General features: G+C 63.1%; 21 protein-coding genes and 1 tRNA gene. 15 read left to right on the forward strand and 7 right to left on the reverse strand.

Going from position 1 to position 25,361, the window contains the following annotated elements; all coding sequences use genetic code 11:
• Nucleotides 1-395: 395 nt before the first annotated feature.
• The 3 genes from A3AI_RS0107755 (at nucleotide 396) to A3AI_RS0107765 (ending at nucleotide 6,040) form a co-directional block, all read left to right on the forward strand.
• Nucleotides 396-1,553, forward strand: a complete 1,158-nt coding sequence (locus A3AI_RS0107755) for a DNA topoisomerase IB (RefSeq protein ID WP_024515041.1) — start codon at nucleotides 396-398, stop codon at nucleotides 1,551-1,553.
• A 1,252-nt stretch (nucleotides 1,554-2,805) separates the two neighbouring features.
• Entirely contained in the window at nucleotides 2,806-4,593 is a 1,788-nt protein-coding gene (locus tag A3AI_RS0107760) for an ATP-dependent nuclease (RefSeq protein WP_024515042.1), read from the forward strand.
• Entirely contained in the window at nucleotides 4,583-6,040 is a 1,458-nt protein-coding gene (locus A3AI_RS0107765; RefSeq protein ID WP_024515043.1) for a UvrD-helicase domain-containing protein, read from the forward strand. The genes A3AI_RS0107760 and A3AI_RS0107765 overlap by 11 nt, the downstream gene beginning before the upstream one ends.
• Nucleotides 6,041-6,070: 30 nt before the next feature.
• Here A3AI_RS0107765 and A3AI_RS47305 read toward each other — a convergent pair whose 3' ends face one another.
• Nucleotides 6,071-6,214 (reverse strand): hypothetical protein, encoded by a 144-nt coding sequence (locus A3AI_RS47305; protein ID WP_156927674.1) that lies wholly within the window; start codon nucleotides 6,212-6,214, stop codon nucleotides 6,071-6,073.
• 463 nt (nucleotides 6,215-6,677) lie between these two features.
• On the reverse strand, nucleotides 6,678-7,370 hold the full coding sequence (locus A3AI_RS0107775; RefSeq protein ID WP_156927675.1) for a hypothetical protein: 693 nt from the start codon (nucleotides 7,368-7,370) through the stop codon (nucleotides 6,678-6,680).
• Nucleotides 7,371-7,637: 267 nt separating this feature from the next.
• Between A3AI_RS0107775 and A3AI_RS0107780 the strand changes: the two genes are divergently transcribed.
• Nucleotides 7,638-9,077: a DUF4403 family protein gene (locus tag A3AI_RS0107780; RefSeq protein WP_024515045.1), complete on the forward strand. Its 1,440-nt coding sequence runs from the start codon at nucleotides 7,638-7,640 to the stop codon at nucleotides 9,075-9,077.
• 3 nt (nucleotides 9,078-9,080) lie between these two features.
• A complete protein-coding gene (locus tag A3AI_RS0107785) occupies nucleotides 9,081-10,292 on the forward strand; it encodes an alpha/beta fold hydrolase (protein ID WP_051382319.1) in 1,212 nt (403 codons plus the stop codon).
• A gap of 10 nt (nucleotides 10,293-10,302) precedes the next feature.
• Here A3AI_RS0107785 and A3AI_RS0107790 read toward each other — a convergent pair whose 3' ends face one another.
• The 3 genes from A3AI_RS0107790 to tsaD all read right to left on the reverse strand — a co-directional run bounded on the left by A3AI_RS0107790 (nucleotide 10,303) and on the right by tsaD (nucleotide 12,960).
• Nucleotides 10,303-10,716 carry an EVE domain-containing protein gene (locus tag A3AI_RS0107790; RefSeq protein WP_024515047.1) on the reverse strand — a complete coding sequence of 138 codons (414 nt, stop codon included), beginning with the start codon at nucleotides 10,714-10,716 and terminating at the stop codon, nucleotides 10,303-10,305.
• 2 nt (nucleotides 10,717-10,718) lie between these two features.
• A complete protein-coding gene (locus tag A3AI_RS0107795) occupies nucleotides 10,719-11,699 on the reverse strand; it encodes an NAD(P)H-dependent glycerol-3-phosphate dehydrogenase (RefSeq protein ID WP_024515048.1) in 981 nt (326 codons plus the stop codon).
• 187 nt (nucleotides 11,700-11,886) lie between these two features.
• Nucleotides 11,887-12,960 (reverse strand): tRNA (adenosine(37)-N6)-threonylcarbamoyltransferase complex transferase subunit TsaD, encoded by a 1,074-nt coding sequence (gene tsaD, locus A3AI_RS0107800; RefSeq protein ID WP_024515049.1) that lies wholly within the window; start codon nucleotides 12,958-12,960, stop codon nucleotides 11,887-11,889.
• Nucleotides 12,961-13,254: 294 nt separating this feature from the next.
• Here tsaD and A3AI_RS0107805 point away from each other — a divergent pair, with 294 nt between their 5' ends.
• The 5 genes from A3AI_RS0107805 to A3AI_RS0107825 all read left to right on the forward strand — a co-directional run bounded on the left by A3AI_RS0107805 (nucleotide 13,255) and on the right by A3AI_RS0107825 (nucleotide 17,739).
• A complete protein-coding gene (locus tag A3AI_RS0107805; RefSeq protein ID WP_024515050.1) occupies nucleotides 13,255-14,001 on the forward strand; it encodes a uroporphyrinogen-III synthase in 747 nt (248 codons plus the stop codon).
• An 88-nt stretch (nucleotides 14,002-14,089) separates the two neighbouring features.
• Nucleotides 14,090-15,319 (forward strand): COG4223 family protein, encoded by a 1,230-nt coding sequence (locus tag A3AI_RS0107810; protein WP_024515051.1) that lies wholly within the window; start codon nucleotides 14,090-14,092, stop codon nucleotides 15,317-15,319.
• Nucleotides 15,320-15,326: 7 nt separating this feature from the next.
• Nucleotides 15,327-17,087, forward strand: a complete 1,761-nt coding sequence (locus A3AI_RS0107815) for a heme biosynthesis protein HemY (RefSeq protein WP_024515052.1) — start codon at nucleotides 15,327-15,329, stop codon at nucleotides 17,085-17,087.
• Between the two features lie 126 nt (nucleotides 17,088-17,213).
• Nucleotides 17,214-17,289 (forward strand) — tRNA-Thr (locus A3AI_RS0107820).
• Between the two features lie 138 nt (nucleotides 17,290-17,427).
• Nucleotides 17,428-17,739, forward strand: a complete 312-nt coding sequence (locus A3AI_RS0107825) for a hypothetical protein (protein ID WP_024515053.1) — start codon at nucleotides 17,428-17,430, stop codon at nucleotides 17,737-17,739.
• 165 nt (nucleotides 17,740-17,904) lie between these two features.
• Here A3AI_RS0107825 and A3AI_RS0107830 read toward each other — a convergent pair whose 3' ends face one another.
• A complete protein-coding gene (locus tag A3AI_RS0107830; protein WP_024515054.1) occupies nucleotides 17,905-18,960 on the reverse strand; it encodes a polysaccharide deacetylase family protein in 1,056 nt (351 codons plus the stop codon).
• A 354-nt stretch (nucleotides 18,961-19,314) separates the two neighbouring features.
• Between A3AI_RS0107830 and A3AI_RS42380 the strand changes: the two genes are divergently transcribed.
• Nucleotides 19,315-19,596 carry a hypothetical protein gene (locus A3AI_RS42380; RefSeq protein WP_036047609.1) on the forward strand — a complete coding sequence of 94 codons (282 nt, stop codon included), beginning with the start codon at nucleotides 19,315-19,317 and terminating at the stop codon, nucleotides 19,594-19,596.
• A gap of 174 nt (nucleotides 19,597-19,770) precedes the next feature.
• Entirely contained in the window at nucleotides 19,771-19,986 is a 216-nt protein-coding gene (locus A3AI_RS0107840) for a hypothetical protein (RefSeq protein WP_024515199.1), read from the forward strand.
• A gap of 109 nt (nucleotides 19,987-20,095) precedes the next feature.
• On the opposite strand, the gene A3AI_RS0107845 is transcribed toward A3AI_RS0107840, so the two are convergent.
• The gene (locus A3AI_RS0107845; protein ID WP_024515055.1) at nucleotides 20,096-21,784 is read right to left on the reverse strand and encodes an MFS transporter; all 1,689 of its coding nucleotides are present in this window, start codon (nucleotides 21,782-21,784) and stop codon (nucleotides 20,096-20,098) included.
• Nucleotides 21,785-22,036: 252 nt separating this feature from the next.
• Between A3AI_RS0107845 and A3AI_RS42385 the strand changes: the two genes are divergently transcribed.
• The 3 genes from A3AI_RS42385 to A3AI_RS0107860 all read left to right on the forward strand — a co-directional run bounded on the left by A3AI_RS42385 (nucleotide 22,037) and on the right by A3AI_RS0107860 (nucleotide 25,222).
• Nucleotides 22,037-22,243, forward strand: a complete 207-nt coding sequence (locus A3AI_RS42385) for a hypothetical protein (protein ID WP_036047610.1) — start codon at nucleotides 22,037-22,039, stop codon at nucleotides 22,241-22,243.
• 135 nt (nucleotides 22,244-22,378) lie between these two features.
• Nucleotides 22,379-23,767, forward strand: coding sequence for a cytochrome P450 (locus A3AI_RS0107855; RefSeq protein ID WP_024515057.1), 1,389 nt, complete (start codon nucleotides 22,379-22,381; stop codon nucleotides 23,765-23,767).
• A gap of 45 nt (nucleotides 23,768-23,812) precedes the next feature.
• On the forward strand, nucleotides 23,813-25,222 hold the full coding sequence (locus tag A3AI_RS0107860) for an adenylate/guanylate cyclase domain-containing protein (protein WP_024515058.1): 1,410 nt from the start codon (nucleotides 23,813-23,815) through the stop codon (nucleotides 25,220-25,222).
• Nucleotides 25,223-25,361 lie beyond the last annotated feature (139 nt).

The following is a 25,361-nucleotide window of genomic DNA, read 5'->3' on the forward strand; positions in this document are numbered from 1 at the left end:
CCTCCACCGATGCAGCCAGCGAAAGCCTCCGGCTGCCGTCTTTTGATTGGATTTCCGATTATGCGTCGGGCTGAGCAGCACCGACAAGCGGAACAGTTAAGACCTTCGGAGAGGCGTGACATGAGCGGGATCAAAGAGGCGCGATCAGCCACGCCATGGCGGCGCTCGGCTTTCCGCGACCGCTCGGATGCCGGCTTCTGCCGCGACCGACCGTCAAGGTTAGCGGGCGAATACCTCCCATGACCGGTACTTGGCAACCGTTGATCGCCAGATTCTGACTCGCAATGGGAAAACGAAGCCCCTAAATGGCCAGACCATGGCCCTAGCGGCCCCGCCGGAACAAAGCGATAAAAACCGGCGTTTGACAGGACAACAGGAGCAAGGCGTCTAAAGCTATGATGGATCAGCAGAATCTTGCTGCGTCGCGGCCGCGTGCGGCCGATCCGGAAGTGGCTTTGGCCGTTGCCCTCGGCCAGTGGCCGAAACCCGGGCCCAAACCGGCCCCCATCAAAGCCCCTCTCAGCGGCGCTGCTTCGGTCGAAGCGCTGGCCAAAGAGCTCGGTTTGCGGCTCGGCGACCAGAACCAATTGACCATCCGCCGCATCAAGCGCGGCAAGGGCTATTCTTTCGTCCGCGCCAACGGCTCGCATATCCGCGATGCCCGCACCATCCGCCGCCTGCATGCGATGGCGGTGCCGCCGGCCTATCGCAAGGTGCGCTATTCGCCCGATCCCGCGTCCCACCTGCAGGCCGTCGGTATCGACGCCGCGGGCCGGCTGCAATACCGCTACCATGCGGACTGGGAGAAGGTGCGCGAGCAGCGCAAGGCGCACCGCCTGGCCAAACTCGTCGCTGCGCTGCCAAAGATCCGGCGCAACGTTTCGGCGATCCTGTCCGGTGAAGAGCCGACCCGGGAATTCGCGCTCGCCGCCGTGATCGAGCTGATCGCGCGCACTGCGATCCGGCCCGGAAGCGAATCCTACGCGCGGCTGAACGGCACCCGCGGCGCCTCGACGCTGTTGAAGTCGAACGTCACGATCGAGGACGACGCCGTCGTCCTGACCTTCAAGGCCAAGGGTGGCAAGGCGGTGCGCAAGGAATGCAACGCGGCCAAGCTCGTTCGTGCCATCGGCATCCTGCGCGGCCTGCCGGGAAAACGCATGTTCCAGTTCCGCGATGGTGCCGGTGTCATGCGCGCGGTCAACACCACGCAAGTGAACGCCTTCCTGCGCGACATCGCTGGTATCAAGATTTCGCTGAAGGACTTCCGCACTCTGATGGCGTCTGCGGTCGCGCTGGAATCGCTGTCGCGGATCACACCGGCGGCAAGCGCCCGCGGCCGCAAGAAGCAGGTGCTGGATGCCATCCGCGCCGCCGCCGACCAGCTCTCCAACACGCCGGCGATCTGCCGCAAGAGCTACGTGCACGACACCATCGTCACCGCGTTCGAGGACGGCATTTTGGAGCGTTTCGCCGCCACGATGAAAGGCTGCCGCTCGCAGACCAGGCGCGAGCAGTTGCTGGCGCAGGTGGTTGCCGCGGCTGCGGCGTAGCTTTCTGCTTTCAATATTTGAAACGGTATGCAGCACCTCGTTGGTGGCGCTTGCGCGCCTCCTCACCATCACGGTCCAGCAGCGAGAGCCACCGTGACGACGTTATTCTGAGAAGGCACGTCAGCGTCGTCTCGAAGGATGGGCCATGCCAAGGCCGTCGACGCAGCTCAGCATTCTCGCGACGGAATTCGCCCGAGTTTTTGCATCGTCGTACCCTCATCGAGAACAGAGGGCGCAGGGAAGGCCGGGTGGCCGCTGCACCCGGGGCCCTCGCGCAGAAAAGATTTGCGCGAGCGCGAAAACCACAGGTACGGCGGTGATCACACCGGCCTTCCCTGCGCAGTGGTTTACGGCTTATACGCGCTCTCCTCGGTGAACCATCCCGTTTGCCACCGTCGTCGGCGTGATGCGCAAGCATCATCGCCAACTTGGCGCCAGACCTTGGGGCGCCAGGACCACACGATTTCGCCGTCCGCGAAGAGTGCCGCTCGTCAGTCAGCACCTTCACGTCCACCGCATCTCCGCCTCACGTGTCGTGACGATCGCGATACGTCCCTCTGCAAGAGAGGCGGGACGCCCGAAGAGGTGCGCCTGATTTGCCCGACGGTGCAAGCCGCGCGTCTGCGGCACATTAACGCGACGGGCAAAATCGGTTCGTGCCGAAGCTTCTCGGTTGGACAGGCATTGCTTGCGGACGCGTTTCAGGACCCGTGGCCAGAACGCGTGTCGCGCATATCTCTTGATGTAGCCGTGTCTAAACGGATATGGTGCCGATCGACCGACCCTGTACTCCCGGTTGCAGCCGGCCGCCGCATCTTGCGCGGTCGCGCCCCGAAGCCCGATCGATCGCGAAGTCCGCGCCGATCTCGCTGTTGTCGAAACAGCCATCCCTGCCACAAATATTGAACGCGCGGCAAATTGATTGGCCTTGCGATTTTACGATTCGGCGCCAATGCGCTTGCACTCCTCAGCACCAGTCGCCAGGAAAACTCGACCTACCGTCTGCGCTAATGGAGATTCAAAGTGGCACCCAAGCCGACCCATGACCGAAATCGAGGCCGCGCGTAGAGCAGACGAAAGGGGAACGAGGAGACCAGGAAAGCCTGCGTGACGTGCGGGTTCGGCTCGGCGGTGAGGCCTGCCTTGTTGCAACGTGCAAAGCAACCAGATTGTCAGTTTCGTCGGGACGGCAGAAAAACTACCAATGGTTGCGCAACCGTGCTAACCTTACCATTGGCAGCGGGGGTGACGATTGCGAATAGTTCAGGTTGAAGTCTCCAACTTTCGTGGAATCAAACGACTTCTTTGGAATCCGTCAGTAGGCACGAACTGTCTGATCGGACCGGGCGACTCGGGCAAGACGAGCGTGCTCGATGCTATAGAGCTGGCCTTTGTCGCGCGAAACGGCGTTACGTTTGATGATGCGGATTTCTTCGGAGTAAACCCGAAGGCCAACCCGATCACTATCACCGTAACGATCGGAGATTTGCCTTCTGAGTTTCTGAAGGAAGATCGGTACGGGCCTTACCTGAGAGGCTGGAACGAGGCGGTTAAGAAACTAGAAGATGAGCCAGACGAAGGTCACGGGCTCGAAGATGTGCTCTCTATCAGACTAACCGTTGATCAAAGCCTTGAAGGGGAATGGACGCTCTTTAACGAACGAGTCGAACAAGGCGCCCCTACTCGGGCCTTGGCCTTTCATGATCGGCAGGACATCGCACCAAGTCGCCTAGGTCCCTACGCAAACCGGCATCTGAGTTGGGGACGTCAGTCGGTGCTAAATCGGATCACAAAAAAGGGGCCTGCTGCATCGCGTGGCGTCATGGCCGAAGCAGCACGTGTTGCAAGGCAAGAGTTCTCGAAGGACTCTAGAACCTTCTTTGCAGATACCATCGCGCAGGCTAAGGCGGCCGCACAACGGTTCGGCGTTCCGGTCAGCGATGAGCTCCACGCTATGCTTGATGTTCAAGCTTTAGGTCTCACTGGTGGTGGCATCTCACTTCATGATGGCGATCTTCCGCTCCGGCGACTGGGCGTCGGGTCGTCGCGATTGTTTACGGCGGCCTTGCAAGATTACGCCATGGCCAATGCATCGGTGGCTTTAATTGACGAGGTCGAGCATGGGTTGGAGCCCCATCGAATATCCAGGCTGTTGAGGCAATTGAAAGAGGTCAATGGCAAAACGAAGGCTCAGGTGTTCTTAACGACGCACTCTTCTGTTGTGCTGCAGGAGCTGAGTGTAGCCGAACTAAACGTGGTCAGGCGCGACCCCAAGAGCGGTAATGTCACGATCTCACCGGCCAATAAGCCCTACAAAAAGTTTGACGTACAAACCCAACCTAGGGCTAACCCACAGGCCTATTTGGCACCTGCCATTCTGGTGTGTGAAGGGAAAACAGAAGTTGGCCTTGTCCGCGGCCTTGACGATTTCTGGGTAACAAAAGACCGATTGCCGTTCTCTACCGCCGGCGTTGTTGCCGTTTCTGGTGGTGGTGTCGACAAGGCACCCGACGTGGCAGGCTATTTTTGCTCTCTCGGCTATCGTGTGGGACTTCTGCTCGATAGCGATCGTGACCCCAAAGACAGCAACATCCTGAACGAGCTTAGGTCTGCTGGTGTAACGGTTTTCCGTTGGGCCGATGGCCACGCAACGGAAGACCATCTCTTTAGGGACCTGCCATCACACTCGGTTGTCAATCTCATCAAAGCTGCAGCTGTCACTCAAGCTGACGAACAATCGATTCTCGACCGCCTCAACAGAAAGCTCCCGGCCAGGAAGTTCGCGACCTTCTCTGAGATTGAAAGTGCTGCAGATAGTCCTGATGTCCGCATGGTCCTCGGCGAACTGGCGAAAGCACGAGAAAAAGCGCGAGAACAGAAGGATGAACGTGAGCGGGAACGTGAGCGTGGATGGTTCAAGGACATTAGTCTTGCGGAATGGATCGGCCTTAAACATGTTGGCCCCTCACTTGACCGTCTAAAGGGAAAATTCCCAGACACCATCGCCGAAATCCGCACCTGGGTGGACCGTGAGCAATGAGAGGCTCGTTCACGCGGTCCATAGCTGCAGGCTGGGGAGCGTCGTTGCCCCAGCAGGCTGCGGCAAAACCGACTGCATTGTCGATGTGGTGAAGGCGGCAAGTGGTCCCGGCAAATGCCTCGTTCTCACCCATACCCTCGCTGGCGTGGACTCGCTTCGGACGCGAATGAAGAACAAGGGCGTCAGGCTTCCGCAAGCGGACCTAGAAACTATCGCCGGGTGGTCATTGAGATTTGCTGCAGCCTTCCCGCGGAGGTCGGGCCTCATAGTGCGCGAACCTCGAGGCGAGGAATGGTCTGCCGTCTATGAAGCTGCGGCCCGGCTAATCCAGGGTGGCTTCATAACCAGCGTGCTGAAGGCTTCATACGAGAGGGTTCTGGTCGACGAATATCAGGACTGCACCGTCCAGCAGCACGCGCTGATCGTCGCACTGTCGAAGCATCTGCCAACGTGTATTTTTGGCGACCATCTGCAAGCGATCTTCGGCTTTCGCAATGAACAATTGGTGGATTGGACGACTGTCACGGCTGATTTTGCGCCGATTGGCACGCTGAGTGAGCCTTGGCGGTGGAAAAGGGTAAAGAACGACAAGCTGGGACGGTGGCTGATCGATATCCGCGAGGAGCTGGAGGCGTCAAATCGGGTCAATCTTGCCGCAGCTCCTGCCTGTGTTGTTCGCATTACACCCGAATCGTCCGGTCAACAGAACGTGCTTAAAGCGAATATAAAGGCTAGCCGGCAGCCCAGCGTCAAAGCCTCAGAAACACTCATCGTAATCGGCGACAAGGCAAGTGAGGTGGTGCGTGGCTCTCTCGCAAGCAAGATGAAATGTTGTGCGATCGAACCGGTGGCTTGCAAAACGCTTGGCGACTTTCTCCAGGCGATCGAAACTTGCTCAGCGAAGCAGCGTTTGGCCTTGGTGCTAAAATTTGCGGCCAGCACGATGACCGGAATCAAGAGGGCTGCGTTCGAAGAGCGAGTTGTTCGTCGCTCGGAAGGCTGGAATCCGAGAAACAAGCCGACAGAGCTTGAACGAGCGGCTCTCGATATTCTTACATCCGACGATCTCTTTCATACCCACAGACTTTTGGAAGGTCTCCGGAGGCAATCAGGCGTAGTCGTCTTTCGTAGGGAGTTGCTGTCGGCGCTTCAAAAAACACTCAAGCTAGTCATAAGCGGGGAGCAGCCAAGTTTGGATGAAGCGGCCTGGCAAGTGCAGCACAAAATGCGCCATGCCGGGCGCCGATTGGCGCAACGATCCCTTGGCAGCACGCTGCTTGTGAAGGGCATGCAGTTCGATCACGCTGTCATAGTTGCTCCGGAGAAGCTGAGCCGAAATGACCTCTACGTTGCGCTAACCAGGGCTTCGCGGACGATTACGGTCGTCTCGTCGACACAGTTGCTTGTTGCCAAGCCGGGGCGGGCCACCAAGAACAAGAAGCAATAACTTTGGCGCGGCGGCGAGACTTGAACCTGCCTAATAGCTAGTAGTGCCATCCAAGATTTCGACGAGCGGCACGGCTCTGTTAAGTTGAGCTACGGCATGGAACTGATCAAACGCTCCCCTGACGGCGACCAGCTTGAGCTTGCCTTCGGGCAGCCGTTGGGGCTTGCCGCCCATTTTGGATCCCTCTACTCAATCTTATCGAGCGTAGGGGCCGCCACCGGGTTATCTATCACGCAGCGAGAAAGGCGGTCAGGCTATGGTCAGCTGTTATCCTATCGGTTGGCAGAACGTTCTCCACCGTGAGATGTGCAAAAAAGCTTCCGGTGTCGTGCCTTCCATTTGCCAGCTCTCAACTGATATCCGCCCGTCATGTTGCGGCACAGGTCTCCACCCTTGGTGCGGTGACCACATAGTGGCGCTCCATCAAGGTCGACCCACTGCAAGTACTCCATCTTGCTCAAGCCGAATTGTGAGGCTGCGTAGGCGTCAGGATCGGCGCGATAGCGCTCTGCTTGCTCACGATCGAGGTAAAGCGTGTGGCCACCACCGGGTACGGCCACGTTAGCTCGCCATATCTGCTCTGCGGGAGAGTTCTTGCCCATATTCACGTCTCTTTTTGGGGGCTCAATGAAGGCGATCAGAAGAGATCGTCTTGTGCGGGTGGGGGTAACCGTGCCGCTGGAGGCACCTTAGTCGGGAGAACGGCTTTGTGTCGGTTGTGATACTCAGCCAATGTCCGAATCCGGCGATAAACCGACAGCAGGATCTTTAATGAAACAAGTGGTTTTCCTGTACGCTCATCGAGCACATCGGGCGTGCCAATCTTCAGTATTTCGGCCATCTCCTTGTTGTACTCGCGTATGAGGTTCAGCTCTTCTCGGCTTAGCGTGATTCTTGCCTTCTCGACCTCGATGCGCAACAATTTGCGGCGCTGAAGGTCGTTCATGATCTGATTGTAAAGTGCGTTGCAAGCAGCGACCGAGCCAGCCACGGCAGTGACGATCGCAGCCAGCATTTGCGCCTGTTCCAGAATGAGGGCTAAGCTGATGACGCCTGGGGAGGCATAGCGGATTGATAGGACCGTCGGCCTCGTCCCTATCGGAGTGGCATATTTTAGCTGATTGTAGAAATTGACCGCGCTGTATCCGCCCTGCCAGGGAAACGTTTTAAAGGCTCGATCAATACGATCAAGGTCAACCTGACCATCCGAAGGAATCAATGCGTCCAGCGCGAAATAAGCCTGCTCGTATGTTCGGGGAAACTTATAAAGATCCTCAAGGCTCCAACTTCCATCCATTTGAATGGGATACATCCCATAGTTTCTTGCCATGCGTCACTCCTAGACAACCTATAGTGGCGGCGTCTCGCGCAACTTGCAAGGGATTGGGGGTGCGTCTCCACAACCGTGACAGATTCGTGCCTGAGGTTCACTACCGGTGGCCCGTTTCCTCTTCTCAAGCCAATTGCCAATGAGAGCAGTGTAGGGGGAGCCGCGTGTGTCGTGCGTCTGAATGCTCACCGTACCGGCGCGCGCCGATGTGGCGGTCGCGCCCAGATATTTCTTGAGGTAATACATATTCTTCGAGGTCATTCCATCATGGCTTTCATTTCCGCTGTTCGCGTGACGGCCCGCACCATCCGTTTTGACCGATGGGCCCGCGCGGCACTTGCCGCTTTCGGTCTCGTTGGACTCTGTTCGGTCTCATTTGCGGCGGACAAGCCGGCTTTGGCGCCGGATACGGTTGCCCAATTTTCCACGGACTCGCGAATTTCGGCGACGATCGAGTTCGGCTTGCCGGCGCTGGCGGAGGAGATCGGCAAGGACATTCCTCGACGCCTCGCCACGATCGACGATCGTGTGAACTGCGTGCATCGCCGGGTGCTGATCTTCCGGGTCAACGCCAATTGCGACGTCTGGGGCTATGTCGAGCGCACCGGCCCGGTCTCGCTGTATGGTCGCGGCGATCGCGTTTACGGCTCGGTGCCGATTCATGGTGCACTGGAGGGGCAGGGCGCGAACCGCTTCACTGCACGCATCCATGGTGAGACCGAAGCGAGCGCGACAGTCGAAGCCGAGGCGCGCCCCGAGCTTGGCCGCGACTGGTCGCTGGATCTGAATTTCAGCGACGGCTTCCGCTGGAGCGAGCCGCCGATTCTGCATGTGCTCGGGCGCGAAATTCCGCTGGCAAAATATGCCGAGCCCCGGATTCGCGCGCAATTGGCCCATGTCAGGTCGCGTGCGCTTGCCGCCGCCCGGCGGCTCGATCTGCATGACAAGGCGGCAACCGCCTGGCGCCACGCGTTTGAGCCGATCCAACTCTCTGACAGTCCGCAAGTTTGGCTGCAGCTGACACCGCAGTCGGCCGCTTTCGCCGGCGTGCGGGCGGACAGTCATGTCCTGCGTGGCTCACTGGAATTCGCGGGAAGGGCGGAAACCTCCGTTGGGCAGAGCGCGCCGGCCGCAACGGCGACGGCATTGCCGGCGTTCGGCCACGATGTCAGCGGTCCCGGTGCGTTTGACGTGATCCTTCCCATCCGCATCGGCTACGATGTGCTCAAGGACAAGATCAACGAGGCGCTCGCAGCGGTGACGCCCATTGCGGGAATGTCGGTCGGGGATGTCGATGTCTATCCGTCGTCGGGCAAGCTCATCATCGGCCTGCATCTGACCAAGGCCGGCGATGTCGGCGCGAATGGCGGGCAGCGGTTCTATCTGTCAGGCGCGCTTCAGGTCGATGCGGACGGCCATGCCGTCCATCTTTCCGATCTCGGTCTGACCACCGACAATGCCGACATCAACGACGTCATTACGCCGATCATCGCGCAATTGCGCGACAAGATCAGCGTGGATTACGACGTTGCCTATCAGAACTTGCTGAATGCCGCGAACGATAAGCTCACTCGTCGGCTGAAGGACGGTTACCGGATGGAAGGACACCTCGCCTCGGCCAAGCTGGAGAAGGTCTACCTCCCCGCCGATGGCGTCGTGATCGCGCTCCGCGCAACCGGCGCCTTGGAAATTTTATATGGAATGTAAGCCATGAACCGGCTCACCCTGGCGCGCCTCACCGCAGGCTTTCGGGCGCGCAGCTGGCTGGCGCATGTCGCCGGGTTGCTGGCGCTTTCTGCTGGCATCAGTCCTTTGTCGGCGCAGGGCTCGTTCTATGATGCGCCGAAATCCATGCTTGCCGGCGAGCCCGGTAGTCTGGTTCGACAGGAGCGCATCGATGGGGCGCCGCTTGGCGCCGCCGCCTATCGGGTGCTTTACCGTTCGACCGGATTGCAAGGCGAGCCGATCTTCGTCTCGGGCGTCGTCGTGGTGCCGCCCGGCGAGCCGCCGGCTGACGGCCGCCCCATCATCGCCTGGGCGCATCCGACCACCGGCATCACGCCGCGCTGCGCGCCGTCGCTCGCGATCTTCCTTTTCCAGCAGATCCAGGGCCTGCGCTCGTTCGTTCAACGTGGCTACGTCGTCGCCGCGACTGATTATCCCGGCCTCGGCACGCCCCAGACCCATCCCTATCTCGTCGGCGACAGCGAAGGCCGCGCGGTCATCGATGCCGTGCGGGTTGCGGGCACCGTGCCGGGTTCTGGTGGCGGCAAACGCTTCGTCGTGTGGGGTCATTCGCAGGGCGGGCAGGCCGCGCTCTTCACCGGGATACTCGCGAAGACTTACGCGCCGGAGCTCACGCTTCTCGGTGTGGCGGCCGCAGCACCAGCGACCGATCTCGTCACGCTCATGAATGACGACATCGACTCGGTTGGCGGCAAGAACATCACGGCGATGACGCTGTGGTCATGGCATCGCGTCTACGACGCGCCGATCGACGAGGTCATCGATCCGCGCGCGATGCCCACCGTCGATCGCCTCGCGCGGGAATGCATCGAAAGTCCCTTCGACCTGATCGAACGACAGCGAACCGAAAAGCCGCTTGAGCAGCATTTCCTCACCGTCGACAAGCCGGCCAATGTCGAGCCCTGGCACGCGCTGCTGGAAAAGAACACGCCCGGCGCCCTGCCGCCGGAGATTCCCGTCTTCCTGGCCCAGGGGACGATCGACAAGATCATCCGCCCCGACGTCACTCGCGACTATATGAGCAAGCTCTGCAAGGCCGGCAGCAAGGTCAGGCTGATGATGCTCCCGAACATCGGTCACGGCCGAGCGGCCCAGGCCAGCACGATGGCGGCGGTGAACTGGATGACCGACCGCCTAGCAGGCGAGGCGCCGCCGAACGACTGTACGAATCGATGATCGCGCTGGCTTACAGGCCGCCCATTTTGCAGACCATCTTCCACTCCTCGGCCGTCACGGGCTGCACCGAGAGGCGCGAATATTTCACCAACGCCATCTCGGCCAGTTTCTTGTCGGCCTTGATGGCGGCCATCGTCACGGCCTTCGGTAGCGGCTTGTCGGCCTTGATGTCGACGCAGACAAATTTGCCGGTCTTGTCGGTCGGATCGGGGTAGGCTTCCTTGATCACCTCGGCGATGCCGACGATCTCCTTGCCCTCGTTGGAATGGTAGAAGAAGGCCTTGTCGCCCTTCTTCATGTTGACGAGATTTTGCCGCGCGGTGAAATTGCGCACGCCGGTCCATGCCTCGCCCTTGGCGCCCTTGGTCACCTGCTGGTCCCACGACCACACCGATGGTTCGGATTTCACCAGCCAGTACGCCATACTCATTCCTCCGCCTTGAAGGGGCGCATCAACAAACCTTCGATCGCGGCGTCGATCGTGGTCTTGCCACTCAGGATCGCGGCCACCGCCCTTGATACCGGCATCTCGACATTTTGCGAAGCCGCGAGCTCAACCAAAACCGGCGCGGTGAACTCGCCTTCCGCGAGCTTGCCCGGCGGAGCGTTTTCGCCGCGGCCGAGCGAAAGCCCCAGCGCAAAATTGCGCGACTGCGGGCTGGAGCAGGTCAGGATCAGATCGCCGAGGCCGGACAGGCCAGTCAGCGTCTCGCTGCGCGCACCCAGCGCGCGGCCGAACCGGGTGAGCTCTGAAAATGCGCGCGTGGTCAGCGCGGCCTGCGCGGAGGCCCCGAGCTTCTTGCCTACCGCGATGCCGGCAGCGATGGCGAGCACGTTCTTAGCGGCGCCGCCGATCTCGACGCCGCGCACGTCTGTCGTGTGATAGGGCCGGAAGGTCGGCGATCCCAGGGCCTGCACCAGCTCGCTCGCGAGCTTTTCCTCATGTGTGGCCAGCGTCACCGCGGTCGGAAAGCCGCGCGCGACGTCCTCGGCGAAGCTCGGGCCGGAGAGGATGGCGGGGACCGCGTTTGGCGCGGCAGCCGCGATCACCTCGGTCATGAATTTGTGAGTGCCGTGCTCGATGCCCTTGGCGCAGGCGATCACCGGCGTGCCCTTGCGAAGATGCGGCGCAAGATGCGTCACCGCGGCGCGCAGATGCTGCGCCGGTGTCGCGATGAGTACGATGTCGGAACGCCCCGCGGCTGCAAGATCGTTGGTGACGGCGATGCCCGGTGCCAGCGCGATTCCCGGCAGCCGCGGATTTTCGCGTGCGGCATCGATATGTGCAGCATGCGCTGCGTCGCGGGCGTAGAGCATCACTTCACGCCCGGTCCGCGCGGCAACGGAAGCAAGCGCCGTTCCCCACGCGCCGGCCCCCATCACTGCGACGGAGCTGTACGAGGCCATCAGGCAGCCTCCGAAACTCCCTCTACCCGCCTTTGCGGGGAGAGGGTTGGGCTAACAGGCTGTATCGGCATATTCGGAGAGAGAGGAGTGCACGGAGAATTCCCTTCACCCGGTCTTTGATGCAATTCGACCTTTCCCAGCTCGCGGGGCGAGGTAAGGAGGAGCAAGCGGCGCGAGCCGTTCATTCTCAAAATCCCGCGCGCGTATTCGCAAAACCCGCGGGCGCTTTCGCGTTGGCGTCGAGCAGCCAGCGGGCGCGGGGCGGGGCGTCCATGGTGTCGGTCATGCCGAGCGCGAGCCGCTCGGCGCCGGCCCAGGCGATCATGGCGCCATTGTCGGTGCAAAGCGCTGGCGGCGGGATGATCAGCGTGGTCTCGGCCTTCGCTGCGACCTCCTGCAGCGCGCCGCGGATGGCCTGGTTGGCGGCAACACCGCCGGCCGCGACCAGCGCGCGCGCCGGACCGAATTGTTCGGCGAACAATTTCAGTCCCATGCTCAGCCGGTCCGCGGTCGATTCCAGCACTGCCGCTTGGAAGCCCGCGCAGAGATCGCTGATATCCTGCTGCTTGAGTTCGCCAAGCCGGCTCGCTTCGTTGCGCACGGCGGTCTTCAGCCCCGACAGCGAGAAATTCGCGTTCGGGCGTCCCAGCATCGGCCGCGGAAAGGCAAATCGGGCGGGATCGCCCCTGCGTGCAGCGCGCTCCACCTCGGGCCCACCCGGATAAGGCAGGCCTAGCATCTTCGCGACCTTGTCGAAGGCCTCACCGATGGCGTCGTCGACGGTAGTGCCGAGCCGGACATAATCGCCGACCCCGGTCACGGCGACGATCTGGGTGTGGCCGCCGGAGGCGAGGAACAGGCAATAGGGAAAGGCGAGCGCGCAGGTGAGGCGGGGGGTCAGCGCATGGGCCTCCAGGTGGTTCACCGCGACCAGCGGCGTGTTGTGCACCATGGCGATCGCTTTTGCGGTGGTGAGACCGACGATCACCCCGCCGATCAGACCGGGTCCGGCCGCGGCGGCGACGCCCGACAATTGGTTGAAATGTGCACCGGCCTCCGCCATGGCGCGGGCGACCAGGCCATCGAGCACGTCGACATGGGCGCGCGCCGCGATCTCCGGCACCACGCCGCCGAACCGCGCATGCTCCTCGGTCTGCGAGCGCACGATGTTGGACAGGATCTTGCCGGAACCGTCAGGGGCGCGTTCCACCACGGCTGCGGCGGTCTCGTCGCAGGTGGTCTCAATGCCCAGAACCAGCATCGGTCGGTTGCGATCCAATCCCAAAACCCTCAACAAAAATCGTCGCCAAAATTCTTGCTTGCGACGCAGGACTTTTCGTAACAACCGCGTAGCATTCCGCGGTCATAAGGTGCAATCGTCGTTTGCGGCTTGTATCATCGGAGTCTCCCTCTATCACCGTTACCTGAGGAGGCCGCGCGGCGGCCGTCTCGAAGGGTGACGGCCGGATGGTCGCAGCGAGGCTGTTCATCCTTCGAGGCTCGCCGTCGCGACTATCTCAGGATGACGGTGCGCGGGTTCGCAAAGGTTTCAGGCATGGCCGTTCTGCTCACGCGCCCTTCTCCCGACAATGAGACCAGTGGCGAAGCCTTGCGGGCACGCGGGTTCGAGGTGCTGCTGGCGCCGATGCTGCGGTTCGAGCCGGTGGAGTCTGCCGATGAGCCCGGCGTCGATTATCAGGCCGTGATCGTGTCCTCCGCCAATGCGCTGCGCGCAGTGGAGGCGACGCTTGCGCAAAGCCCGTTGCGCAAGCTGCCGCTGTTTGCGGTTGGCGAACACACGGCCTCCGTCGCGCGCGACCTCGGTTTTGCCAAGGTGATCGTCGCCAAGGGCGATGCGGGTACCTTGCGTGACCGCGTGCTGGAGAGCTTGCGCGCCAAAGAGCTGAAGAAGAAACGACCGCTGCTCTATCTCGCCGGCGCCGACTTGTCGCGCGATCTCGCCGGCGATCTCGGCCAGCATGGCCTCGAGGTCGTGACCCAGACCACCTATCGCATGGTTGCGCTCGCCGCGCTGCCGCGCGCGGCCTGCGATGCTTTCGCAAGAGACGAGGTGGAGGCCGTGCTGCACTATTCGCGGCGAAGTGCCGCAGCATTTCTTGAGGCCGTGCGGAACGCCGGAATCGAGATCTCGGCCCTGGCGGTGCCGCAATGCTGCATGTCCGCCAATGTCGCCACGGTTCTGCACGAGGCCGGCGCCGCCCAGGTCAAGGTGGCCGCGTCAACCGATGAAAATGCCTTGTTCGAGGCGCTAGAGCGTGCTTTGCCATCCCGATTGGCGTAAGAGAGCGTTCGAATCTTGATAAATCCGCTCCGCGCCATGGGTTGAGCATGATTTTTTAGGAAACATGCTCCAGATCGGGATGCACACGATGGCCGATGACAGTCAACAAGACGCATCACCGCCGGCCGATGCCGGCCGTACCAGGCGCGCCCCGCCCACCATCGATCTTGAAGCGACCGACGTGACCACTGCGCCAAAAGTCGAAGCCACCGAGACCGCAGCGGAACCCGGCGATGCCAAGCCGCAAGCAGAGGCCGCGCCGGAGCAGCCTGCGCCGGAGCGGTCCGCGGCAGGTGCAGCCGGTCCGAGCACACCGCCGAGCCGATCGGGAATTTCGCCCTGGGTGGTCGCGCCGTTTTCAGGCGCGGTCGCGGCAGCGCTGGTGATTGGGATCGGCTGGATGCTCGGCTGGCCCGCGGTGCAGGCACCGCCGGCGGCACCTCAGGTGAGTGCGTCCACGGTCGACGATCTCGGCGCGCGCGTGACGAGTCTTGAGGCCAGGGCCGGCAAACCTGTGGTCGATCCGGCGCTTGCCGGGCGCGCGGACGCGCTGGAGAAATCGGTCACCACGTTACGCGGCGATGTCGGCAATTTGCGCGCGCAGGTCGACAAGCTCGGTGCGGCGATCGACGCGCTCAAATCGGCCCCGCGCGATGCCGCGGGCAATGTCGATCTCACCGGCATTAACGACCGTATCGCCAAGCTCGAGCAGGCGATCACCGTGCAAAGCACGGCAATCGCAAAAGCCGATGCGGCCGCCGCGGATGCCAAAGCTGCCGATGCCAAGGCTGCCGACGATCTGCCGCTGCGGCGGCTGGTGGCGGCATCCTTGCTCGATGTCGCGGCTCGCCATGGCGACCCCTTCAAATCGACGCTCGCGACCGCAAAGACGCTGGCGCCCGATCCCGCTGCGCTCAAGCCGCTGGACCAGTTTGCGTCAACCGGCGTGCCGAGCCCGCAAATGCTCGGCCGGGAGTTGTTGAACCTGGTGCCGAAATTCTCGCCGAGCTCGGCGGGAGCAACGGCATCCGGCGGCAGCATCCTTGATCGGCTGGAGCACGGCGCCGAAAAGCTGGTGCAGATCGAGCGCACCGACGCGGTCGGCAACGACCGTGGCGCAGTGATCGCGCGTGCCACCGGGGCTGCACTGCGCAACGACATCGTCGAGGCGCGGCGCGAGCTGAGTACACTATCGCCGGAAGACCGCGCTCCGGCACAGGCCTGGCTCGACAAGGTCGCTGCACGCGATGCGGCGCTTTCCGCTTCCCGTCAATTCGCCGATTCTGCGATGGCGGCGCTCGGTAATCCCGGACAATAGGGCGTTCATGATCCGCATCGTTCTGTTCCTGTTGTTGATCGCGCTCGCTGCGGCCGGCGAGGTCTGGATCGCCGACCAGCCCGGCTCGATCGTGCTGTCCTGGGGCGGCTACAAGCTCACGGCCACGCTGCCGGTATTTGCGCTCGGCCTGGGCATCCTGGCGGTGGCTACGATTATCGTCTGGAGCATCTTCACCATACTGTGGCGGACGCCGGGGCGGGTCCGCCGGCATCGCCATGAGCGCCGCCATGCCCGCGGCCGCCATGCCATCACCCAAGGCCTGCTTGCGATCGGCCATGGCGATCCGGCCGCCGCGCGTCAGCATGCTGCCGTGGCGCGCAGGCTTGTGGGGCATGATCCGCTGACGCTTCTGTTGCACGCGCAGTCGGCGCAGCTTGAGGGCGATCGCGAGGGTGCGAAGGCGGCGTTCCACGCCATGGCCGAGCGCGACGATACGCGGCTGCTCGGGCTTCGCGGCCTCTTCATCGAGGCCCAGCGCGCCGACGATGCGGTTGCTGCCGTGATGATCGCGGACGAAGCCTTGAAGCTCGCGCCGTCCTCGACCTGGGCGTCCCATGCGGTGCTCGGCTTCCGCTGCGCCAGGGGCGACTGGAACGGTGCGCTGAAAATTCTCGACAACAATCTCGCCTCCGGCCTGATCGACAAGCCAACGTTCAAGCGCCAGCGTGGCGTGCTGCTCGCCGCCCGCGCGCTCGAATTGGAGACGGTCGACCGCGACCTGTCGCGCGAGAGTGCGATGGAGGCGGTGAAGCTCGCGCCGACGCTGGTGCCGGCCGCGGTGCTCGCGGCAAAATTCGAGAGCGAGGCGCATCAGGTGCGCCGCGCGATGCGGATCGTTGAAACGGCATGGCTCGCACAGCCGCATCCTGATCTTGCGGATGCTTATGCGCATGTGCGGCTGGGCGACGCCGCGCGGCAGCGGCTGGTGCGGGTGGAGACGCTCGCGGCCAAGACACCCGGCCATATCGAGGGCGCACTGGCCGTGGCGCGTGCGGCGATCGACGCCTCCGAATTTGCCAAGGCGCGCGAGGCGCTGAAACCCTTTGTCGCCGATCCGACTCAGCGGGTCGCGGTGTTGATGGCCGAGCTCGAGCGCACCGAGCATGGCGACAGCGGCAAGGCGCGCGCATGGACCCTGCGCGCGGTGCGCGCGCGTCACGATCCGGCCTGGACCGCCGATGGCTATGTCAGCGACCGCTGGCGCCCGGTGTCGCCGGTGACCGGACGGCTCGACGCCTTCCAATGGCAGACCCCTGTCGCCAGCCTGCCCTCGGACAGGGGTAAGACCATCGAATCGTCCGCCTTCGAGGAGGCCATGCTCGCCGCGCCGTCGCCGCAGCCCATTATCGAGCCCAACGAGGGTCTTGCCGAGCCATTGCGGGAACCGCCGGCCGCGCCAGCTGCCGCCGACGCCATCCAGGACAATGCGCCGCCGCCGCCCAAGGTCGGGGAGAAGGTGGTCGAGGTAGCGCCTGAGCCGGCCAACCCGCCCAAGCCGGCCGCAGCGCCGCCGGCCGAATCGGTCGCTCCGGCGCCGGCCCCCGCTGCGCAGCCGCTCTTCCGCGCCCGTCCTGAGTTCGCCAAGCCGGCCACGGCGCCCGTTCCGCCCGTGATTCCCATCGTGCGCGCGCCCGACGATCCCGGGGTGGACGAGGAGGCCCCTCCGGACGAATTTTCGGAACAAATTGGTTCGCCCAAGGCGCAGGCCGGCGGCTGGCGTGGATTTTGGAACCGTCTGGGGGGGTAGCGGCGCCGTGCCGATCCGGATCGGATCGTGCGCCGGATTGCCGGGTTGTCCTTGCCAATTCGCCCGTCCGCCGATATCAGAAGCGCGCGTTGCCCGGGATCAGGTTCCGGCGCGGCTTCTCGGTTTGCCGCAATAGCTCAGTTGGTAGAGCACGTCATTCGTAATGACGGGGTCGGGGGTTCGAGTCCCTCTTGCGGCACCACGTTTCCGGACATTGGCGCCCGCGGTCGCCGAACGCGAGACGGTACGCCTTTCGTGATTCGTCTCACACAACCGTGCGCCGCTCTCCTCTAATCTCCCCTGATCCAAGCCGTTCAATCAGATCCAGGGGAGACTTCACATGCGCAAATTCGTTTTGATTGCCGCGATGGTTCTGGCCTCCGCTTCCGCCCAGGCTGGTGGCTCACACAGCCTGACGCTCGCCTCCAATGACGATCCGGCGGCGACCACGCAGAGCGCGCCCGCGCCTGAGGCCACGCCCGCCGATGCACCGAAATATGTCGAGCGGCCGTCCGCGGTCGACACCAAGGCGACGACGGATCAGCCGAAGGCTGATGCCAAGCCGGTCGTCAAGGCGGACCGGAAGAAGCACCGCGCATCCGTGGAAGCCCGCGTGATCTACGAGCTGCATCGCCACGGGATTTATTGGTAAGCGACGCTGCGGGCTTGTCCCGCCCATCCACGTGCTCCCGCACGTGTCTCAAAACGTCGATGCCCGGGGCTGCGCCTCGGCGGAGGGGCTTCGGCCCCGCCAGCTGGACAAGCCCGGGCATGATGACTGCGTCTGTGGACGCAGCGGAATTCTTGTGTTGCCGCCTTACTTCGACATCACCGTCTGCACCACGCTGGAGATCGGTCGCGAGCTGGCGGTGGGCAGCTTCATCTCCTTGGCAAAGGCCTCGTCATAGTCCGGCAGCGTCTGGAAGGTGCTCTTGGCCTTGATCTGCACGACCTTGTAGCCGCCGGCCTTGAGCTGCTTGAGCAGCGTCGGCAATGCTTCTGCCGTGCGCTTCTGGAAATCGTGCATCAGGATGATGCCCTTGCCCTGCTTGGCGAGCTCGGTCATCACGGTGCTCACGACCTTCTCGGGCGTGGAATCGTGCTTGTAGTCGTGGGAGTCGATGTCGCAGGAGAACATCGCGACATTGCGGGTCCCGAGATAGGTCACCATCGCAGGGTTATGCTGCAACTCGGGGAAGCGGAAGAACGGCGCCGGCTCGGTTCCCAGCGCCCATTTCACGGCGCTGAAACCCTTCTCGATCTCGTCCGTGTCCATCTGCTCGGTCATCTTCTTGCCGTTCAGATTGACATGCGACCAGGTGTGCGCACCCACGGTGTGGCCTGCGGCAAGAACCTGCTTCAGGATCTCGGGGTGATAGGTCGCGTGCTTGCCGATCGAGAAGAACAGGCCCTTGGTACACTGGTCGTCGAGCGCCTTAAGCACGGCCGGCGTGCTGCCGGGCCAGGGACCGTCGTCGAAGGTCAGCACCACTTCCTTGTCGGTCAGGAAATCGAATTGCTTGAAATGCTGGAAGCCGAAGCCGGGACCGCCCGTGGTGTCGATCTCGACCACGCGGGAGACGCCGAGTGCATCCGGATTGGCGCAGGCCTTTTCCACGACGGGGGCAGGCGCCGGCACCGGTGCGGGCGCGGCGGGCTTGGGCCCGATCGCGCCGGTGACCTCGACATCATCCTTCGCGCCTTCCTTGGCGGCGAGCTTTGCCGGCGGATTGGCCGATGGCGGAGCCTGGTGGGCCGCGGCGAACTGAGGAACGGCGCCATCGCCGCGCAGCGCTCCCACGAGGTACCAGCCTGCGGCGATCGCACCCGCCATGACGACGACGCCCAGCATCAGGGCTAACGCACTACGCATGTGTCTCTTCCAGTAGCCAACAACGAGGACTTGGTAATGCAGACCTGGCAATGCAGATTTGGCAACGCAGACCTGGCAACGAAACCTTGGCCGCGAAACCCTGGCATTAACCAGGACTTGGCTTCGCGAAGCTTGGCATTCACTTCGTCTCATTAATGCGAAGGAAGTCTTAACGTGACGCCAACACGACACGTTTTGCGGAAGGAATTCACGCCGATATCCCGTTCGTGACCGACGTCACGGTCGCGCTCGCTGACGTGACAGGCCTCACAGTGAAGGCAACGGCCCGGGCGCAAGATCGTGCCATCGCAACAACGGGCCCGAAGTTTTGCGGGCCGCCAATGGGAGCCGACAATGACCGCATCCTTCTTGCGCACGATTCGCCGGGCCGGTTTGGTGCTGGCCTTCGCGCTCTCGCTCTCGACGCTGTCGGCCACGGGAAGCTTCGCCTACACCGCGGAAGCAGAGCAGATGTGCACAAGCGACGCCTTCCGCCTCTGCAGTTCGGAAATCCCCAACATCCCGAAGATCACCGCCTGCATGGTCAAGCATCGCAGCGACCTCTCGCCCGGCTGCCGCGCGGTGATGGACAAGGATCTCGCCAAGGGCGGCGGCAAGGTCGCGACGACGGACTGAGCCGGCATAGCGAGCGTGCAACGCTTTGACGGCGGTGCGGCAAAACGCTGCGCTGCCATCAGCGTTTCGGCCGATGCGAAATGCATTGCGGCTGGATGGTTTTTCGCCTTAGAAAGCCTCAAGGAAACAAAGACAACAAAACCAAGGTTGTGGCTTGCTATTGAGGCGGTCCTGATGAGCAGATTTCTTTATTGCATTCCCCTTGTCCTGATCGCTTCCAGCTCGCTTGCACAGTCGGCGCACGAGCATGATGCCTGCGCGCGCGATGTGACGCGCTTCTGCCGCGCCCATATGAGCGAGGGCGACCAGATGGTCCTGTCCTGCCTGCAACAGAACCGCCGACGCCTTAGCCGCGCCTGCGACAAGGTGCTGACCGAGCACGGGCAGTAATGTTCTCTGTCATTCCGGGGCGCGCGAAGCGCGAACCCGGAATCTCGCGCCGCAGTCTCCAGATTCCGGGTTCGGCTTCGAACCGCCCCGGAATGGCGGTGCAAGAAACTTAGGTGCTGCTGCCCGCCGCGCTCGCGACCACCGGCAGCACTTCGTTTGCGGCGCGGTCGGGGGTCTCCTCCCTCCAGCGCACCGAGCCGAACGGGCGTTCCAGCATGCGGCGGATGCGCACGGGGTCGGGGCCGATATGGAAGGCGATGGCCTGCTGATGCAGCGCGCGCTCCGACTGGGTCGAGCGGTTGCGCTGGCGTAGGTAATCCAGCCAGGTCGGGCAGTGGTAGCGCTCTGTCCACAATTCGGGGTCGGCGATGTCGCGCGCGATCGACCAGCCATAGGCGCCGTTGCGCTGCCGGCTCAGCTGCACGTCCTGCATCACGTTATGAAACGCACGCGCATTGTCCTGGGCCACGCGGTATTCGATCTCGACCACCAGCGGTCCGCTGCGCCCGGTCAGTGCCAGCCGCACCTCGGGATCGTCGAGCGACTCCGCCTGCTCGCCGCGCGCGCCGATGCGCGGCATGCGCAGCCACAGGCCGAGCAGCGGCGAGGCCAGCATCAGCGCGGCGGAGACCAGCAGCGCGGTTTCGACGCCCGCCGCATCGGTGAGCCGGCCCCACAACCAGCTGCCGATCGCAATACCGCCAGAAATCGCAGCCTGGTAGGCCGCGAGCGACCGTCCCGCCACCCAGCGCGGCGCCGAAAGCTGTACGCCGATATTGAACAGCGCGACCGCCATCATCCAGACGGCGCCGGCCACCACCAGCGCGGCCGCGGTGAGCACGGGTTGATGGCTCAGCGCCACGGCCGCGATCGCGCCACCCATCGACAGCGTGCAGGCGCGGATCGCGGCCTCGCCACTCATGCGCTTGCGCAACTCGCCGATATTGAGCGCGCCGATCACCGCGCCAAGGCCGAAGGCGCCGAGCATGATGCCATAGGTCTGCGCGCCGCCATGCAGGAGGTCGCGTGCCACCAGCGGCATCAACGCCGACACCGAGCCGCCGATCAGGCCGGTCACCATGGTGCGGGTCAGCACGATCTTGATCGAGGGCGAATTGGTGATATAGCGCACGCCGGAGACGATGGCGCGGCTCAACCTCTCGCGCGGCAGGCGCGACGCTTCGGCCTCGCGCTTCCAGGTGAACAAAGCGACCATCAGCGGCAGATAGAGCACTGCGTTGAGAGCAAACGCCGCCACCGCCCCCGCGGTTGCCACCACGATGCCGCCGATCGCAGGCCCAAAGCTGCGCGCAATATTGTAGCTGATGCCGTTGAGCGCGACCGCCGCCGGCAATGTCTCCGAAGGCACCTGCTCGCTGACCGAGGATTGCCAGGCCGGTCCCATCAGCGCCATGCCGCTGCCGACCACGAAGCAGAGCGTCAGCAGGAGGTTCGGCTGAACCAGACCGAGCCAGTCGAGCGCGGTCAGCGTGGTCGCACCGACCAGCGAGATCGAGAGCGCGACAAGTGCGACGACGCGCCGGTCGTGCATGTCGGCAATGGCGCCGGCAGGCATCGAGATCAGCATGATAGGCAGCATCAAGGCCGTCTGCACCAGCGCGACCTTGTCGGCCGACGACGTCATCTGGGTCATCGACCAGGCCGCGCCCACCCCCTGGATCAGGATGCCGAGATTGGAGAGCAGGCTTGCGAGCCAGATGCGCCGGAAGGTCGGATACCGCAGCGGCGCAGTGATACCGTCGCCGCTGAACGTCTGGGATCTGGGCGCATCAGTCATATCGGGTCCCACCTCACCTGCCATGGTTTGATTCTGGATGACGTCAAGTGATGCCCGGGAAAGGCGATCGCTGGCAAGACCGGGAATGCGCTTTCGCCCGTCATACCGCAGGTAAGATATTGAAAGATAAGGAAGGATTATGATGGGCCTGACCCGGCGCAAAGTTCTTTGGGACGCCACGGCCTTGCCCCTGCTGGCTGGTGGCTTCGGCATCCGGGCGCCTGCGGAAACCGCGGCGCAGGCGCCTCTGACGTGCCGCCGATTCTGTTCGTGCACGGCAATGGCGACCATGCTGCGCTCTGGATCACCACGCTGTCGCGGATGCAGTCGAATGGCGTGCCGCGCGACCGGATGTTCGTCATCAACTTCACCGATCCGCTGGCGCGCGGCGACGGTCACGTTTTCCGCGTCCGGACTGCGTTGGAGAACAGGATTGCGGTCATTGAGCCGACTTACTAGCTGTTTCAAGAGCGCCGTGTTGACGCAATTGGGTTTGATGGTGACTGTAGCCCGCATGAGCGAAGCGATATGCGGAGTAATATTTGCAAGTGCCGCATGTCGCTTCGCTCATGCGGGCTACCGGAGCGGGCCGTCATGAGCATCGCCGAAGCCTACGATTTCCCGTCAACGCGCCGGCCACTGGTGCCGCCGAGCCTGCCGCGCGCGCCGGACAATCAAACCGCCTTCGGCCGGATGAAGATGATGCGCGAAAACATCATCTCCACCTGGGGTGGTCGCGCCTATGAAGAGGACGTGATCCAGAGCCGCTTCCTGGGGCGAGCGAGCTTTGTCCTCAACGCGCCGGATGCCATCAGGCATGTGCTGGTCGACAATTACGAGAATTACGCGCGCACGCCGGCCGGCATTCGCGTGCTGCGCCCGATCCTCGGCCAGGGTGTGCTGATTGCGGAGGGACGGGCCTGGAAGCATCAGCGCCGCACGCTCGCGCCCGCCTTCACGCCGCGCGCGGTGACGATGCTGGTGCCGCACATGGTTGCGGTGATCGACGAGACGGTTGCCGCGCTCAAGGACAAGAGCGGCGCGCAAGTCGATCTGCGCGAGACCATGCAGCACATGACGCTCGAGATCGCCGGCCGCACCATGTTCTCGTTCGGGATGGCCCAGCATGGATCGACGCTGCGCGACTTCGTCATGGAATATGGCGACAAGCTGGCGCGGCCGCATGTCCTCGATATGTTGCTGCCGCTGTCCTGGCCAAGCCCAAAGGATTTCCCCCGCGCCCGCTTCCGCAAGCGCTGGACCGCGTTCGTCGGCCAGCTGATGGCGGAGCGCCGCGCGGCCGGCAAGCAAGAAGGCGCGCCGGCGCGCGACCTGTTCGACCTGATGGGCGAGGCGCGCGATCCCGAGACCGGAGCCGCGTTCTCCGACGCCCAGCTCGGCGACGAGGTCGCAACCATGATCCTTGCCGGACATGAAACCACCGCGACCACGCTGTTCTGGGCGCTCTATCTGCTCGCGCTTGATCCGGAAACGCAGGAGCAGGTGGCGCGGGAGGCGCGCGGCGTCGCCGCCAACGACGCCACCGATCCCGATCGCCTGAAATTCACCCGCGCGGTCATTGACGAGACCATGCGGCTCTATCCACCGGCCTTCCTGATCGCGCGTGCCGCGACCGGCCACGACAGGGTCGCCGGCCTTCCCGTGCGAAGGGGCGATTTGATGCTGATTGCGCCCTGGCTGTTGCACCGGCACGAAAAGCTGTGGCAGCAGCCGGCAGCATTCGTGCCACAGCGCTTTATGCCGGGAATCCCGCCGCCGGATCGCTTTGCCTATATGCCGTTCGGCGCAGGGCCAAGGATATGCATTGGCGCGCATTTTGCGATCGTCGAGGCGACGCTCGCGCTTGCGCGGCTGATCGGCGCGTTCCATGTCCAGTTGAAGGACAGTGTGCCTGTCATGCCTCTGGGCGTGGTCACCACGCAGCCGGATCATTCGCCACCTTTTGTCATCAAGGTGCGGTAACAGGGGATTGTCCGAGAGCCCAAGCAATCCCATCTAGAGTTGGCCATGAGCGATATCTCCGCCCAGATTTCCGTCCTGAAGCAGAGCGCCGATCCTGCTGTCGCAGACGCGATCGGGGAGCTCATCAGGACCGGCGACGATGCCGAGCTCAACCGGATCAATGCGCTGGATTTTTCCAGGCGTACCTCGCTCGACGAGGAGAAGGTGATCTCGGGCTTTCTGCACGCGTCCCGGCTCGGCCTGTTCGAGCTCGGCTGGAATGTGCTGTGCCCGGGTTGCGGTGGCGTGCTCGGCGCTCATGACACGCTGAAATCCCTCAAGCCCGATGACTATCATTGCGGGCTTTGCGCTTGCGGCTATCAGCCGTCGGTCGACGAGCAGGTCGAGGTCGCGTTCACTGTCAGCCCCAGGGTCCGCCGCATAGCCGCTCACGATCCCAACACGCTGCCGCTGTGGGAGTACTACAAGCAGGTGTTCTGGAGCTCGGGCATCGATCTCAACAAGCGCAATTTTGCGTCGCTGACCGAGGAGGTCGCGCTCGAGACGATGGAATTGCCCGCGGGCGAGAAGGCGGTGATGTCGCTGCAACTGCCGGCGCAATTCATCATCGTGTTCGAGCCGGTGACGCACTCCGCGCATTTCATCGATGTGCAGGGCGAGCCAACCAAGGAGCGGCAGCAGCTTTCGCTGGTCTACAACAAGCATCATCCGCCGACGGGATCGATGGCCATGCGTCCCGGACCGTTGCGGCTGTCGGTCGACAACCAGGCCGGCGTGCGTGTGCTGCCCTCGGTCTTCATCGCCGCCGAGCCGCTGCATGAGCTCCTGGGCAAGCGGAGGCCCTTCCTCACCGCCAAGCGGATGCTGTCCAACCAGACCTTCCGTGACGTCTTCAAGGCCGACAATCTCAATGTCGACCAGCGCCTGAGGATCACCTCGCTGACCTTCCTGTTCACCGATCTCAAGGGCTCGACCGCGCTGTACGAACGCGTCGGCGATCTCGCCGCCTTCGATCTTGTGCGCGCGCATTTCCGGGCGCTGCTCGAAATCATCGCGTCCGAAAAGGGGGCGGTGGTGAAGACCATTGGCGATGCGGTGATGGCGACCTTCATCCGCCCCGAACATGCGCTGACGGCGGGCCTGCGCATGCGCGCTGCGATGGACGAGCTAAACAAGGAGCGTGGCAGCAACGACCTCGTGGTCAAGATCGGCATTCACGAAGGTCCGTGCCTGGCAGTGATGCTCAACGAGCGGCAGGACTATTTCGGCCAGACCGTCAATGTCGCGGCGCGTGTGCAGAGCCTGTCGACCTCGCAGGAGATCCATGCCACGGCGCCCGTGATCGAGGCGCCGGAAGTCGCGGGCATTCTGGAGCGGCAGTCCATCAAGCCGATCCAGAAGCACGCCGCCCTGCGCGGCATCGCCGACAAGATGGTGGTGTACGAGATACCATAGGCTGTTGCGGTTATTCCGGGGGCGCCCTGAAAAGGCCAACCCGAAATCTCGAGATTCCAAAGTATGCAATAGTATACCAGCGTTCGGCGATATGGACCGCGAAATTGCCGAAACGTAATGCCGTCGCCGTCGTGTTCCG

Origin of the sequence: Bradyrhizobium sp. Tv2a-2 (assembly GCF_000472425.1) — a bacterium.
GTDB lineage: Bacteria > Pseudomonadota > Alphaproteobacteria > Rhizobiales > Xanthobacteraceae > Bradyrhizobium.

Bases quoted from the DNA above. Each gene is read 5' to 3' on its own strand.
- A3AI_RS0107755 (WP_024515041.1), top strand. From the start codon at position 396: ATGATGGATCAGCAGAATCTTGCTGCGTCGCGGCCGCGTGCGGCCGAT.
- A3AI_RS47305 (WP_156927674.1), bottom strand. From the start codon at position 6,214: ATGGGCGGCAAGCCCCAACGGCTGCCCGAAGGCAAGCTCAAGCTGGTC.
- A3AI_RS0107775 (WP_156927675.1), bottom strand. From the start codon at position 7,370: ATGGCAAGAAACTATGGGATGTATCCCATTCAAATGGATGGAAGTTGG.
- A3AI_RS0107780 (WP_024515045.1), top strand. From the start codon at position 7,638: ATGGCTTTCATTTCCGCTGTTCGCGTGACGGCCCGCACCATCCGTTTT.
- A3AI_RS0107785 (WP_051382319.1), top strand. From the start codon at position 9,081: ATGAACCGGCTCACCCTGGCGCGCCTCACCGCAGGCTTTCGGGCGCGC.
- A3AI_RS0107790 (WP_024515047.1), bottom strand. From the start codon at position 10,716: ATGGCGTACTGGCTGGTGAAATCCGAACCATCGGTGTGGTCGTGGGAC.
- A3AI_RS0107795 (WP_024515048.1), bottom strand. From the start codon at position 11,699: ATGGCCTCGTACAGCTCCGTCGCAGTGATGGGGGCCGGCGCGTGGGGA.
- tsaD (WP_024515049.1), bottom strand. From the start codon at position 12,960: ATGCTGGTTCTGGGCATTGAGACCACCTGCGACGAGACCGCCGCAGCC.
- A3AI_RS0107805 (WP_024515050.1), top strand. From the start codon at position 13,255: ATGGCCGTTCTGCTCACGCGCCCTTCTCCCGACAATGAGACCAGTGGC.
- A3AI_RS0107810 (WP_024515051.1), top strand. From the start codon at position 14,090: ATGGCCGATGACAGTCAACAAGACGCATCACCGCCGGCCGATGCCGGC.
- A3AI_RS0107815 (WP_024515052.1), top strand. From the start codon at position 15,327: ATGATCCGCATCGTTCTGTTCCTGTTGTTGATCGCGCTCGCTGCGGCC.
- A3AI_RS0107825 (WP_024515053.1), top strand. From the start codon at position 17,428: ATGCGCAAATTCGTTTTGATTGCCGCGATGGTTCTGGCCTCCGCTTCC.
- A3AI_RS0107830 (WP_024515054.1), bottom strand. From the start codon at position 18,960: ATGCGTAGTGCGTTAGCCCTGATGCTGGGCGTCGTCGTCATGGCGGGT.
- A3AI_RS42380 (WP_036047609.1), top strand. From the start codon at position 19,315: ATGACCGCATCCTTCTTGCGCACGATTCGCCGGGCCGGTTTGGTGCTG.
- A3AI_RS0107840 (WP_024515199.1), top strand. From the start codon at position 19,771: ATGAGCAGATTTCTTTATTGCATTCCCCTTGTCCTGATCGCTTCCAGC.
- A3AI_RS0107845 (WP_024515055.1), bottom strand. From the start codon at position 21,784: ATGACTGATGCGCCCAGATCCCAGACGTTCAGCGGCGACGGTATCACT.
- A3AI_RS0107855 (WP_024515057.1), top strand. From the start codon at position 22,379: ATGAGCATCGCCGAAGCCTACGATTTCCCGTCAACGCGCCGGCCACTG.
- A3AI_RS0107860 (WP_024515058.1), top strand. From the start codon at position 23,813: ATGAGCGATATCTCCGCCCAGATTTCCGTCCTGAAGCAGAGCGCCGAT.